Source organism: Pantoea sp. M_10 (genome assembly GCF_008631515.1).
GTDB classification, from domain to species: domain Bacteria; phylum Pseudomonadota; class Gammaproteobacteria; order Enterobacterales; family Enterobacteriaceae; genus Pantoea; species Pantoea anthophila.
Window position 1 is genome coordinate 267521 of record NZ_VWUL01000001.1, and the last position, 13877, is coordinate 281397.

General features: G+C 60.3%; 11 protein-coding genes. 10 read left to right on the forward strand and 1 reads right to left on the reverse strand.

The window, feature by feature from the left end; translation table 11 throughout:
* Positions 1 to 387 precede the first annotated feature (387 nt).
* The 5 genes from guaD (at position 388) to dcp (ending at position 8381) form a co-directional block, all read left to right on the forward strand.
* Positions 388 to 1716, forward strand: a complete 1329-nt coding sequence (gene guaD / locus F3I47_RS01320) for a guanine deaminase (RefSeq protein ID WP_150029568.1) — start codon at positions 388 to 390, stop codon at positions 1714 to 1716.
* Entirely contained in the window at positions 1713 to 3155 is a 1443-nt protein-coding gene (xdhA, locus tag F3I47_RS01325; RefSeq protein WP_150029569.1) for a xanthine dehydrogenase small subunit, read from the forward strand. The genes guaD and xdhA overlap by 4 nt, the downstream gene beginning before the upstream one ends.
* The gene (xdhB, locus tag F3I47_RS01330) at positions 3145 to 5511 is read left to right on the forward strand and encodes a xanthine dehydrogenase molybdopterin binding subunit (protein ID WP_150029570.1); all 2367 of its coding nucleotides are present in this window, start codon (positions 3145 to 3147) and stop codon (positions 5509 to 5511) included. Before xdhA ends, xdhB begins: the two co-directional genes overlap by 11 nt.
* Positions 5498 to 6274, forward strand: a complete 777-nt coding sequence (gene xdhC, locus F3I47_RS01335; RefSeq protein ID WP_150029571.1) for a xanthine dehydrogenase accessory protein XdhC — start codon at positions 5498 to 5500, stop codon at positions 6272 to 6274. Before xdhB ends, xdhC begins: the two co-directional genes overlap by 14 nt.
* 61 nt (positions 6275 to 6335) lie before the next feature.
* Complete coding sequence (gene dcp / locus F3I47_RS01340; RefSeq protein WP_150029572.1) at positions 6336 to 8381, forward strand: peptidyl-dipeptidase Dcp; 2046 nt, start codon at positions 6336 to 6338, stop codon at positions 8379 to 8381.
* Between the two features lie 38 nt (positions 8382 to 8419).
* Here the strand turns inward: dcp and hpxO are convergent, their stop codons facing one another.
* On the reverse strand, positions 8420 to 9577 hold the full coding sequence (gene hpxO, locus F3I47_RS01345; protein WP_058957933.1) for an FAD-dependent urate hydroxylase HpxO: 1158 nt from the start codon (positions 9575 to 9577) through the stop codon (positions 8420 to 8422).
* A 603-nt stretch (positions 9578 to 10180) separates the two neighbouring features.
* On the opposite strand from hpxO, the gene F3I47_RS01350 reads away from it, so the two are divergent.
* From F3I47_RS01350 to F3I47_RS01370, 5 genes are all read left to right on the forward strand, one after another.
* The gene (locus F3I47_RS01350; protein WP_150029573.1) at positions 10181 to 11362 is read left to right on the forward strand and encodes a glycosyltransferase family 4 protein; all 1182 of its coding nucleotides are present in this window, start codon (positions 10181 to 10183) and stop codon (positions 11360 to 11362) included.
* 67 nt (positions 11363 to 11429) lie between these two features.
* Positions 11430 to 11675, forward strand: a complete 246-nt coding sequence (locus tag F3I47_RS01355; RefSeq protein ID WP_009090169.1) for a hypothetical protein — start codon at positions 11430 to 11432, stop codon at positions 11673 to 11675.
* Between the two features lie 29 nt (positions 11676 to 11704).
* Entirely contained in the window at positions 11705 to 12859 is a 1155-nt protein-coding gene (ampC, locus tag F3I47_RS01360) for a class C beta-lactamase (protein ID WP_150029574.1), read from the forward strand.
* 81 nt (positions 12860 to 12940) lie between these two features.
* Positions 12941 to 13393, forward strand: a complete 453-nt coding sequence (locus tag F3I47_RS01365; RefSeq protein ID WP_009090172.1) for an antitoxin Xre/MbcA/ParS toxin-binding domain-containing protein — start codon at positions 12941 to 12943, stop codon at positions 13391 to 13393.
* Positions 13393 to 13863, forward strand: a complete 471-nt coding sequence (locus tag F3I47_RS01370; protein ID WP_150029575.1) for an RES family NAD+ phosphorylase — start codon at positions 13393 to 13395, stop codon at positions 13861 to 13863. The genes F3I47_RS01365 and F3I47_RS01370 overlap by 1 nt, the downstream gene beginning before the upstream one ends.
* Positions 13864 to 13877 lie beyond the last annotated feature (14 nt).

Sequence of the window (13877 nt, forward strand, 5' to 3'; positions counted from 1 at the left end):
TATGCCATTTTCAACGTCGATGGCTTCACCATAGCATGCCATTTCGGCTTCTGCGCGCAGAAAAACGGGCAGGGGGGTAAACCCCTTTTACGGGCAACGTCCTGCGCCTTTTCGGGGCGCACTGCACCGTTAAGGGGCAGGGCAGCAGCCAGCCTGCGCGTCAGAAACGCCGCCAGAATCGGCAATTGCGCTTCGCAACCGATTGCGACATGAAAGCAAACGGTTGCTATGCTTTCAACAGGCTTTTTGTTGCGCAACAGGCGTGAGTTTATCTAAGCACCTGATATTTATATATTTTAAAGCAGAGTAAATCTGGCACGCAGGTTGCAAAGAGTTAAACAGAGAGTTAACTGCACCACCACATTGCGCTTTCAGAAAGGAAACAGCATGCACCCAGCAACCGACACGGCGATACGCGCCAGCTTCTTTGACTTCACCGGCGTGATGGATCATCCCGACGATCTGGCGACACAGGCCCGCTACCTGGAGGATGGCGTGTTGCTGCTGCGTGACGGACGTGTAGCCGGTCTGGAGAGCTGGGAGACGGCTGAGGCGAAGCTGGCGGGTCTGCCGGTCACTGATCTGCGCGGCCGGCTGATCGTGCCGGGCTTTGTGGACACCCACATACACTATCCGCAGACGGAGATGATCGGCGCCTTTGGCGAACAGCTGCTGGAGTGGCTGAATCACTACACGTTCCCGGTGGAGGCGCAGTATCACTGCCCGGATCATGCCGCCCGGATGTCCGCCTTTTTCCTGCATCAGCTGCTCTCCAATGGCACCACCAGCGCGCTGGTCTTTGGCACCGTGCACCCGCAGTCGGTCGAGGCGCTGTTCAGCGCCGCCGAAGCGCTGAACATGCGGCTGATTGCCGGGAAAGTGATGATGGATCGCAATGCGCCCGACAACCTTACGGAAACCCCGGAACAGAGCTATCAGCAGACCCGGGCACTGATTGAACGCTGGCATCAGCGTGGCCGGCTGAGCTATGCGCTGACGCCGCGTTTTGCCCCGACCTCTTCGCCGCAGCTGCTGGAAAAAGTGCAGCAGCTGCGTCAGGAGTTTCCCGACACCTGGCTGCACACCCATCTCAGCGAAAACCCGCAGGAGGTGGCCTGGGTAAAAGCACTCTTTCCGGAACGTGACGGCTATCTGGATGTGTACCACCATCATCAGCTCACCGGCCGCCGCAGCGTGTTTGCCCACTGCCTGCACTTGGAAGAGAAGGAGTGGCAGTGTCTGCACGACACTGACTCCTCAATTGCCTTCTGTCCCACCTCTAACCTGTTCCTCGGCAGCGGCCTGTTTAATCTGAAACGCAGCTGGCAGCAGGGCGTGAAGGTGGGGGTGGGCACCGACGTCGGTGCGGGCACCACCTTTAACATGCTGCAGACCCTGGGCGAAGCCTACAAGGTGGGCCAGTTGCAGCACTACCGGCTCAGCGCCGCCGAAGCCTTTTATCACGCGACGCTGGGCGGGGCGCGGGCACTCGATCTCGACCACGCCATCGGGAATTTCAACACCGGCAAAGAGGCGGATTTTGTGGTGCTCGATCCGGCAGTTTCTGCCCTGCAGCAGCTGCGCATCGGCAACAGCAAAGATATCTGGGAAAAACTTTTTGTCTTAATGACGCTGGGCGACGACCGCAATATTGCCCAGACCTGGGTGGCCGGTCGCCCGGTCTGGCAGCGTGACGCACAGGAGCAAGCCGCATGATCCAGTTTCTGCTCAATAACCAGCTGGTCAGCGAAACCGCGCTCGACCCCAATCTCACTATCCTTAACTATCTGCGAACCCGCCAGCAGCGGCCCGGCACCAAAGAGGGCTGCGCCTCAGGCGACTGTGGCGCCTGCAGCGTCACCCTGGGCAAAGCGGTGGATGGCAGGATGCAGTATGAAACGGTCAACAGCTGCCTGACCCTGGTCTCCACGCTGCAGGGTAAACAGCTGATCACGGTTGAAGATTTACGTCACGGACGGGCGCTGCACCCGGCGCAGCAGGCGATGGTTGACTGCCACGGCTCGCAGTGCGGCTTCTGCACGCCGGGCTTTGTGATGTCGCTGTTCACGCTGCAAAAAAATGCCACGGGCTGGGATCGTCATCAGGCGGAAACCGCGCTGGCGGGCAATCTCTGCCGCTGCACCGGCTACCGGCCCATCATGGCGGCCGCCGAGCAGCTCTGTTCGCAGCCGGTGACGGATCAGTTTGATCACAGCGCCGCGGGGACCGTGCAGCGTCTTGAAGCGCTGGCGACCCCGGAGATGCAGGAGACGGGCGCAGCGGGGCGGCGCTGCTTCCTGCCCAAAACCCCGGCGCAGCTGGCGGAGATCTATCTGGCGCATCCCGAAGCGGTACTGATTGCCGGAGGCACCGATCTCAGCCTGCAGATCACCCAGCAGCATAAAAGACTGCCGCTGCTCATCGCCCTGGAGCAGGTCGCCGCGCTCAAAGTCTGCAGTGAATTTGATGACCATTATCTGCTGGGCGCAGGCGCGTCGCTGCAACAGGTCAGCGATTTTCTGGCCAGCCGCATCCCTGGCGTGAGCGAGATGCTGCAACGCTTTGCCTCCCTGCAAATCCGTCTGCAGGGCACGCTGGGCGGTAATATCGGCAACGCCTCCCCGATCGGAGACGCATCGCCCATGCTGCTGGCGCTGAACGCCAGCCTGATACTGCAACGCGGCGAGCAGCAGCGCTGCCTGCCGCTGAACGACTTTTTTACCGGCTACCGGCAGACCTTGCTGGAAAAAAGCGAGTTTATCCGCGCGATTCGCATCGATAAGGTGACGGTGTCACCTGACTTTGTCGCCTGGAAAGTCTCCAAACGACTGGATGACGACATCTCAGCCGTTTTTGCCGCCTTTAACCTGCACACCGATCAGGGCATCGTGACCGACGCCCGCGTCGCCTTTGGCGGCATGGCGGCCACGCCGCAGCGGGCGCAGCACTGTGAACAGGCGTTGATTGGTCAGCCCCTCAATGCCGTGACGGTGTCACGTGCAGCGGCCGCACTGGCCGACGATTTCCAGCCGCTCTCCGATTTTCGTGCCAGCAGCGCCTATCGGCTGCAGATGGCGCGTAACCTGCTGCGCCGCTTTCTTCATCGCTATAACGGCGAAATAACCTGTACCGAGGTGACCCGCTATGTCTCATAACCGTCCTGAACTCAACGAAGCGGTAATCAAGGCGCAGTATGCCGCCGATCTGCAGAGCGGCGTGGGCCGCAGTAACCGCCATGAAAGCGCGGAAAAACATGTCTCCGGGGAAGCGCGCTTCATCGACGACAAGCCGGAGCTGCCGGGTCTGCTGCATATCTGTCCGCGCCTGAGCGAGCATGCACATGCGCGGATTGTGCGCATCGACGTGCAGCCCTGCTACGCCGTGCCGGGCGTGGTCAGCGTGTTAACCTGGCAGGACGTTCCCGGTATCAATGATGTCGGGCCGCTGGAGCCGGGCGACCCGCTGCTGGCGCATGACAAAGTCGACTATCTGGGGCAGATCCTCCTCGCCGTCGCGGCGGAGTCGCCCGAGGCGGCCCGCCTCGGTGCCGCCGCCGCAGTGATTGACTATGAGGTGCTGGAACCGCTGCTGGATGTGGAGCAGGCGCTGGCGCAGCGCAGTTTCGTTCAGGAACCGCACGTGCATCAGCGCGGTGATGTGGAAGCGGCACTGGCACGCGCGCCACATCGGGTCAGCGGCGCGTTTCACATCGGCGGACAGGAGCATTTTTACCTGGAAACCCAGACGGCGATGGTGATCCCCGGCGAAGATCACCAGCTGCAGGTCTTCTCCTCAACGCAGAACCCCACCGAAGTGCAGAAGCTGGTGGCAGAGGTGATGGGCATCAGCCTGAATCAGGTGACCATTGATATGCGGCGTATGGGCGGCGGCTTTGGCGGCAAAGAGACGCAGGCGGCCGGTGTGGCCTGCCTCTGCGCCATTGTCGCCCGTCAGACCGGGCGGGCGGCGAAGATGCGACTATCCCGCCGCGACGACATGCGTGTCACCGGCAAACGTCACCCCTTCTTTGTGCGTTATGAGGCGGGCGTGGAGGAGGATGGCCGGCTGTGCGGTATCAAAATCGATCTGGCGGGAAACTGCGGTTATTCACTGGATCTCAGCGGATCGATTGTCGATCGTGCCATGTTTCATGCCGATAACGCCTATTACCTTGGCGATGCGCGGATCACCGGCTATCGCTGCCGCACCAATACTGCCTCTAACACCGCCTATCGCGGGTTTGGCGGCCCGCAGGGAATGGTGGCCATCGAGCAGATTATGGATCACATCGCGCGGGAACGCGGGCTGGACCCGCTGGAACTGCGCAAGCGTAACTACTATGGCAAGCAGGAGCGCAACATCACTCATTACCACCAGCAGGTAGAGGATAATCTGCTGGATGAGATCACGGCGCAGCTGGAGGCCAGCAGCGACTATCAGGCGCGCCGGGCGGAGATCAGCGCCTTCAACGCCCGCAGCCCGCTGCTGAAGCGCGGACTGGCGCTGACGCCGGTGAAATTCGGCATCTCCTTTACTTCCAGCTTTCTCAATCAGGCAGGTGCCCTGATCCTGATTTACACCGACGGAACGGTGCAGCTTAACCACGGCGGCACCGAGATGGGCCAGGGACTGAACACCAAAGTGATCCAGATTGTCGCCGAGGTGCTGCAGATTGAGGTCGATAAGATCCAGATCACCGCCACCGACACCGGTAAAGTGCCTAACACCTCGCCAACCGCGGCCTCCAGCGGCGCGGATCTCAACGGCAAAGCGGCGCAGAATGCCGCCGAGATCCTGCGTGACAGAATGACGGAGATGCTCTGCAGGCTGCATGAGTGTGATGCCAGCGCGGTGAGTTTCCGCAACGGCGTGGTGCGCGCCGGTGAGAAGCATTACACCTTCGCCGAGGTGGCAAAGCTGGCGTGGCTGAATCAGGTGCCGCTTTCCGCCACCGGCTACTACCGCGTGCCGGGGATCCATTACGACCGGCTGGCGGGGCGCGGCAAGCCGTTCTACTACTTCGCCTACGGTGCCGCCTGCTGCGAGGTGGTGATCGACACCTTAACCGGCGAATCGCGCCTGCTGCGTGCCGACATCCTGCATGATGTCGGGGCCTCGCTGAATCCGGCCATCGATATCGGTCAGGTGGAAGGGGGATTTGTGCAGGGCGTGGGCTGGCTCACCTGTGAAGAGCTGGTCTGGAACGACAAAGGTCAGCTGCTGACCGATGGACCGGCGAGCTACAAAATTCCGGCCATCAGTGATGTGCCAGCCGATCTCAGGGTCACGCTGGTGGAGAACCGCAGGAATCCAAAGGATACGGTGTTTCACTCCAAAGCCGTGGGTGAGCCGCCGTTTATGCTGGGCATTGCCGCCTGGTGTGCGCTGCAGGATGCGGTCGCCAGCGTCGCCGACTACCGGCAGCACCCTCATCTGGATGCCCCTGCCACGCCGGAGCGGATCTTCTGGGGCGTGCAGCGTCTGGCAGGAGCAGAACATGATTTACCATGACTGGATAGGCGTCCTGCATCAGCTGCGGGAGAAGCGGCAGAGCTGCGTCCTGGTCACCGTGCTCAGCGAGCACGGTTCGGTGCCGCGTGACAGCGGCAGCAAAATGGTGGTGACGCAGCAGGAGAGCTTCCTCACCATTGGCGGCGGTCATCTGGAGTTTCAGTGCATCGCCCAGGCCAGGCTGATGCTGGAGAGCGGGGCAGGCGCGCCCCACACCGAGGAGTACAGCCTGGGCGCACGACTGGGCCAGTGCTGCGGCGGCAAAACCACACTGCTGTTTGAGCCTCTGCTGCAGGCGCAGCCGGAAATCTATCTGTTCGGCGCCGGGCATGTCGGCCAGGCGCTGGTGAACCTGCTCTCTACGTTACCCTGTCACATCAACTGGATCGACAGTCGTCCCGGTCAGTTCGGCCACGTGCCTGCCGGTGTGGTGACGCATCAGCCGGAGGAACCGATCGAGTGCGTGGCGGAGGCTCCCGCCGGGAGCTACTTCATTATCATGACCCACCACCATCCGCTCGATTTTGCGCTGTGCGAAGCGGTGCTGAAACGCAACGACTTTGCCTATGCCGGGGTGATCGGTTCAGAAACGAAAAAACAGCGTTTTCGCTACCGGCTCGCTGGCCGTGGCGTTGGCAGTGAACCGCTGGCGCGGCTGCGCTGTCCGATCGGTCTGCCTGACGTCAAAGGCAAGCTGCCCGCCGAAATCGCCGTGGCGATTGCAGGTGAAATAATCAGCGTCTATCAGCAGCGCATCGCCTGAGTTGTCGCCTCAGCCGCAACCTGTCAGGATAGGCCTTTGCGATGCCCATCAGGAGCGAACCATGAACGCCCGTCAGAATCCCTTCTTCAGCGTCAGCACACTGCCTTATCAGGCGCCCCCTTTTGATCAGATCCAAGAGCAGGACTTCCTGCCCGCACTTGAGGCGGGCATTGCGGAAAAGCGCCGGGAGATCGATGCGATTGCCCATAACAGCGAGGCTCCCACCTTTTCCAACACCTATGAGGCGCTGGAGAAGAGTGGACAACTGCTCAACCGGGTCAATCTGGTGTTCAGCGCCATGACCTCCGCGCATACCAGCCCTTTGCTGCAGCAGGTGGATGAGGAGATTGCGCCGCAGCTCACCGCACTTAACGATGACATCATGCTCAACCGGCCGCTCTTTTCCCGGCTTGACGCTGTCTATCTGCAGCGCGCAAGCCTTGACAGCGAATCAAAGCGGCTGGTCGAGGTGGTCTGGCAGCGCTTTCAGCTGGCGGGAGCTAACCTGCCGGAGGCGCAGAAACTGCAGCTCAAAACGCTGAATCAGGAGGCGGCGCGTCTCAGCACCCGCTTCACCAATAAACTGCTGGCGGCGACGCAGGCGGGCGGTCTGGTGGTCCGGGATGCGCAGCAGCTGGCGGGGCTCTCGCCAGCCGACCTCGCGGTGGCGCAGGCGGAAGCGCGGGCGCGCGGGCTGGAAAACAGCTGGCTGCTGGTGCTGCAGAACACCACGCAGCAACCGGCGCTGCAGAGTCTTTCCGATCGGGCGACCCGTGAAGCGCTGTTTCAGGCGGGCGTGACGCGCACGGAAAAAGGGGATGACAACGATACCCGCGAGCTGGTGTTACGGCTGGCGCAGGTCAGGGCGGAGCAGGCCCGGCTGCTGGGCTTTACCAGCTATGCCGCCTGGAAGCTGCAGGATCAGATGGCCAAAACCCCTGAGGCGGCGCTGGCCTTTATGCGCAACATCGTGCCTGCCGCGCGCGCCCGTGCGGAACGGGAAGCCGCCGCGATACAGCAGACGATCGATCAGCAGCAGGGCGATTTTCTCCTGCAGGCCTGGGACTGGCGTTTTTATGCCGAACAGGTGCGGCGTGCCCGTTACGATCTGGATGAGAGCCAGATCAAACCCTATTTCGAGCTGAACGCGGTGCTGCACAATGGCGTCTTCGAGGCGGCAACGCGGCTCTATGGCATCCGTTTTACGCCGCGTCAGGATCTGCCGGTCTATCACCCGGATGTGCAGGTCTATGAGATTTTCGATGCTGATGAAACCCCGCTGGCGCTCTTCTACACCGATTTCTTTAAGCGCGACAGCAAAGGCGGCGGCGCCTGGATGAGTAATTTTGTAAACCAGTCGACGCTGCTCGACAGCAAACCGGTGATCTACAACGTCTGCAACTACACGAAACCGCCAGCCGGTGAGCCGGCGCTGCTGAGCTGGGATGACGTGATCACGATGTTCCACGAATTTGGTCATACTCTGCACGGCCTGTTTGCCACGCAGCGCTATCCGGGTCTCTCAGGCACCGAAACCCCGCGCGATTTCGTCGAATTCCCGTCGCAGATTAACGAGCACTGGGCCAGCGAGCCGTCGCTGTTCCGTCACTACGCCCGTCACTATCAGACCGGGGAGGCGATGCCGGATGCGCTGCATGAGAAGATCGTCCGCGCCGCTCAGTTCAACAAAGGCTATGAGATGAGCGAACTGCTGGCTGCCGCCCTGCTGGATCAGCACTGGCACGGCCTGACGCCGGACAGCGCACCGCAAAGCGTGGCGGGATTTGAGCAGCAGTCGCTGCAGAGCGACAACCTGGCGCTGGCGGCGGTGCCCCCGCGCTATCGCTCCAGCTATTTCCAGCACATCTGGGGCGGCGGCTATGCTGCCGGTTATTACGCCTATATCTGGACGCAGATGCTGGCGGACGATGGCTATCAGTGGTTTGTGGAGCATGGCGGGCTGACGCGGGAAAACGGCGAGATCTTCCGGCAGAAAATTCTGTCGCGGGGCAACAGCAGCGATCTGAAAACGCTGTATGAAAGCTGGCGGGGCGCCGCGCCTCAGCTGGAGCCGATGCTGAAAAATCGCGGTCTGGCGGAGGAGTAAGGTGACGGGCTGTCTCACTGACAGCCCGGTTCAGGATGTCAGCCCAGCGGGCCACCTTCGATGGTTTCACACATACCGGCCAGCACCCGCTCGCCGGTTTCGCTTTTCAGTGACTGATACCACGCCGCGGTGATCGCCGGGTCGTGCGCGTGGGTCACCTCGCAGCGTTTACGGGCTTTCAGCACCAGATCTTTGACCCGTTCCACCCGTCGCGCCTGATAGCGCAGCAGCGCATCTTCGATCCCCAGTGAGTGAGACGCCAGCGTCGCGGCCAGCACCACCGCATCTTCCATCGCCGCGCAGCCGCCCTGACCGATATCGGGGGTGGTGCTGTGCGCCGCATCGCCGAGCAGGGCGACGCGGCCCTTTACAAAACGGCTGAACGGTTCGATGTCATGGATCTCAACCCGGTTGGTGGTCTCAGGATTGATGGCCGCGATCAGCTGCTGAACCGGCTCAGCCCAGCCCTGAAAATAGCCGGTTAAATCGGCTTTCACCGTGCTGCGATCCTGCGGCAATCCTTTCGGCAGCGGCACATCAAAGAAGAAGTAGAACCGGTTGCCACTGACCGGCATCAGCGATACCCGCTTGCCGTCACCGACAAACGTCGTCCACTGATCGGCAGGCGCGATGCGTTCATCAATGGTCACCAGTCCGTTCCAGTTAACGTAACCGGCATAGCGACGCTCCAGCTTCTGCTCCAGCACATACTCGCGCACCACCGAATGGGTGCCGTCGGCGGCAATCAGAAAGTCGCCCCGCGCCTGACTGTTATCGGTGAAGGTGGCAATGACGCCCTCTGCGGTCTCTTCGACCTGGATGACCCGCTTGCCAAACTGCACCCGTTCACGGCCAAAGGTATCAATCAGCATCGCCTGCAGTTCAGCACGCGCCACCGGGCAGGGATATTCGCCGACCTGCTGCACCAGCGGGGCCATACTGAAGCGGGTCAGGGGCGCGCCGGTTGCGCCGTCGTGATAGGCCATATAGGCCATGTTGCCGCCCAGTGCGCGCAGTTGTTCTTTCATGCCCAGCGCATTCAGGCACTTTACGCCATTAGGCCAGATAGAGATCGCTGCGCCGACCGGCTTCATCTCCTGCACGGCTTCAAACACCTCAACTTCTATTCCGGCTTTTTCCAGCGCAATGGCACTGCTCATACCGCCAATCCCGCCACCAATCACGATTGCTTTCATAATGCTCTCCTGTCTGCATAGAGAGGTTGCTGCAACTTTTGTACCAGGCCGGCGCATTCAGAGTGCAGGTTGATAATTAAGTATTAATTCATTGGGTTAGGGAGGTGAAAGGGCGTTTATGGCGCAGGGCCTGACACCCGAAACTGCACCATGATGTGGCAAAGCAGCGGGTCAGCGTGGTGCAGTCGCGGGTGCGCTGTATCATTTGTTTCATCGGCCGCGGGCTGACCACCTGGCGTAATCATCAGCGCGTGGGGGGAACCGTCTGCTTTCTGTTTCGTTTGTTTAAAAGTTTTAAACTATATGCGTCATTTCAGGCGATATTAATTTTCACAAATAATTAAACATTCACATAACAAATGGTCCGTTTATTGCCCGTACAAATAGCGGGATATTCAACAAGGGGTTAGCCTGACACAAAAAAACACAGGTGTTACGAAACTGAGAAAAGACCGCTGTTATGCCTGCTTTATCACCGGAAGAAATCATTAGCAAAAGCGGAGAGGCCGCGCCACGCGGGCCTTTTTAGGATATTGCTCAGACGAAACAGCCGCAGCTGCATGCTATAGATGATGCCGTATACAAGGACTCTGGAGAGCGTGCATGAAAATTGGAATTACGAATAATCAATATCCGGAGCAGCGTAATATTTTAGTGAATCCGGCAAACGAATATATCAATCTGAAAAAAGGCAATCTGTTCTATTTTATTAATCCCCTCCGGACCCGCCTGCTTAAGAAAAATAAAACCTTCGTCTTTCAGCCGGTGCCGTTTTCAGGCGCTTCACGGGCTGACATCCTCCATCTGTTCAATGAAGTTGCGATCACCCACCAGAAGTGGGTCGCCTCGTTTGAAACCGAGCTGCCGCGCGTGCTGCCGGTGCCTGGCGTCGCCAAGCGGGATAACCCGGAGCTGAAGCGCTTAATTCCTCATCTGTTAAAAGAGAACTGCCTCGGATTGATTGCCATCTCCGACGCGACGCTGAATATTCAGATGAAGCTGTTCAGCCCGGATGAGGCGCAGAAAATCCGGCGGAAAACGCTGGTGCTGCATCCGCCCCAGACGCTGTTTGTGCAGCATAAGGCGCCACGCCAGCCGGGTGTGCTGAAGCTGGTCTTTGCCGGTAATGAGTTTTATCGCAAAGGCGGGGCGGAAGTGGTGCTGGCGATCAGTGAGCTGATTGAAGAGCGCTGCCTGGAGGAGTCGCAGCTGGACGTGCAGCTGATCGGCGAACTTACCAAACGTCACAACGTCGCCCATCGCCAGTTTCAGGATGATGACACCTTTTATCGTGGCATCGAGAGCCGCATCGCCCGTTACCGCTGTTTCACGCATCAGGCGCGGATGGATAACCGTGAACTGATGCAGCTGTTCCGCGAGAGCGACGTCGGCCTGTTGCCGACCTGGCAGGAGACCTACGGCTTTTCCGTGCTGGAGATGCAGGCTAACGGCTGTCCGGTGATCACCAGTAATGTGCGGGCCCTGCCGGAGATCAATCCTGCCAGCGCGGGCTGGGTCATCGCCAGTCCGCTGAACGCCGATCGCGAATACAGCATCACCACGCCGGAGCAGAAATCGCAGCTGCGCCGGTCGCTGGTGGAGGGACTGAAAGCGACGCTGCTGGAGATCGTTGAGCAGCCGGAACGGCTGCAGGAGAAAGGCGAGGCGGCGATCCTGCGCATCAAAGAGCAGCATGATACCCAGCGTTACATCGCCAGACTGAACGATATCTACACCCGTGGCGTAATAAATGCCACCCAACACCCGCCTGTGGTCTCAATTTGATAAGATTTCCCTGACGCTGCCCGCCAGACTGGCCATACTAGGGGTAGCGTCCTACAGGAGAACTCTTATGAAACGCATCATCACGCTGCTGCTGTCCGGATTACTGGGCAGCAGCGCTTTCGCTCAGCCCGCTTCGCCTTTTCCGGCCCGCGCCCCCCTGGTTCAGCTGACCCCTGCGGCGGCCCGCTGCGATCTGGCGGCCTGTCAGTCCAACTGCTATGTCGAACGCTCCCACTGTAATACCCGCGACAGCGGTGCCTGCAGTACGCAGGCGCAGATCTGCGTGCAGGCATGTGCTGACCAGTGTAAATAATCTGACCCGGTGAACCCTCTTCGTTGCTAATGAAAAAGTCTCTGTTTTGTTTTGTTCTGCTTTCGCTTTCTGTCCGCTGTGTCGCCGCCGATCTCTCTTCACAGCAGGTCACTTCTCTGGTTAAAGCCGCGATTGAACCGCTGATGGAGCAGCAGGCGATCCCCGGTATGTCGGTGGCGGTGCTCTACAAAGGCCGGACGCAGTTTGTGAATGCGGGCGTGGCCGACACCGATTCGGGCCGCCGGGTCACAGAAAACACGCTGTTTGAGCTGGGATCGGTGAGTAAAACCTTCACCGGCACCCTGGCGGGGATTCTGATCCGCAACGGTGAACTCCGCCTGAACGAGCCGGTGCAGAAGGTCTGGCCGCAGCTGACAGGGGCGCAGTGGCGTCCGGTCCGGATGCTGCATCTGGCGACCTACACGGCGGGCGGCCTGCCGCTGCAACTGCCGGAGGCGGTCACCGATCAGGCGTCGCTGCTTCGCTTCTATCAGGAGTGGCAACCGCAGGCGGCACCCGGTACGGTTCGCCAGTACTCCAACGCCAGTATCGGTCTCTTCGGCGCGCTGATGGTGAAGGGGGACTTTGAGGCGGCGATGGTGAAATCGCTGTTTCAGCCGCTGCGCCTGACACGCACCTTTATTACCGTGCCGCCGTCGATGATGGTTAACTACGCCTGGGGTTACAAAAATGGCCAGCCGGTGCGTGTTTCTCCCGGCATGCTGGATGCCGAAGCCTATGGGGTTAAATCGACCGCTCGCGACATGCTCACCTTCATGCAGGCCAACAGCGATCCAAACGGCCTCTCTGCCGGCAATGCCGTGCTGCGCAATGCCATCCGCACGGCGCAGTCGCGCTACTTCAGAACCGCCAGTTTCTATCAGGGTCTGGGCTGGGAGATCTATGACTGGCCCGTCAGTGCTGACACGCTGATCGCCGACAGTGAGAATGGCGTGGCGCTGAAGCCGCAACCGGTGACCCGGGTGGAACCGGTCGGGCCCTCCCGACGCGCCAGCTGGGTGCATAAAACCGGTTCGACCAACGGGTTTGGTGCCTATATCGCGTTTATCCCGGAGAAGAACACCGGCATTGTGATGCTGGCCAACAAGAGCTACCCCAATCCGCTACGCATCAGGGCGGCGTGGCAGATTATGCAGGCGCTGGAGCAGGGCGCAGCAGAGTAACGACGGATACGCGCCGGACTTGCGGTGGTGCCTTCTGTTCATTTGCGCTAAAATAAAAATCAAATGAACAGGAGGGCTGCTATGTCCATCGCCATCTACACACCCGCTCAGCCTCGCCGCCACGCGTCGCTGCTGCATGCTCTTAACCTGCCGGAAACCCTGCCGGATGCGCATCAGCGTATCGCGACAGGATTCAGCAGCGGCGTGCTGAAACGCACCGCGTCGTTGTCCACCTTCGACGAGGGGTGGCTGTGCCGTCTGGCGGGTATCGATCGCACCACCTACAACCGCAAAGTGAAAGATCCGGCGCAGACCTTTTCGCCCGACCAGAGCGGACGCATCTACATGCTGATTCGCGTTCTCTCTGCCGCCAGCAACCTGTTCCGCGACGACAGGGCGCGTCTGGTGCAGTGGCTGGAAACGCCCGCCAAAGCGCTGGGCGGAAAAAAACCGGCGGAGATGACCACCACGGTGGCAGGGGCGGAGGCGGTGATAAACCTGATCGGCCAGCTCGAGCACGGTGTCATCACCTGATGGCGGTTCCCTTTTTTCGTCTGGTGAAGCGTGAATATGCGATGACCGCCTTTGATGGTTTTGGCGCCCGGACGTATGGCGGGCGCTGGAATTCGGTGGGGTCGGTCTGTGTCTACCTGGGGTCGAGCCGGGCGCTCTGCGTGCTGGAAGCGCTGGTGCATCTCACCATTCAGGATCTGTCACGCGACTACAGCATGATCGCGATCAGCGTGCCGGAGCCCCTGATCACCGAACTGGCACTGACGGCGCTGCCGGATGAGTGGCAGGCCGATCCCGCGCCTGCGTCCACCCGGCAGATCGGCGATGAGTGGCTCGCCAGCCCGGAGAACGGCCTGATACTCAAAGTGCCCAGCACGCTGACCGGTGAGTGGAATGCGCTGTTCAATCCCCGTCATCCGGCAGCGGCGGGCATCATTGCGAAAGCGGTAGTGGAGCCGTTTTTCTTCGACCCGCGCTTCCGGCTGCAATAGTCGCCCTGATGCCT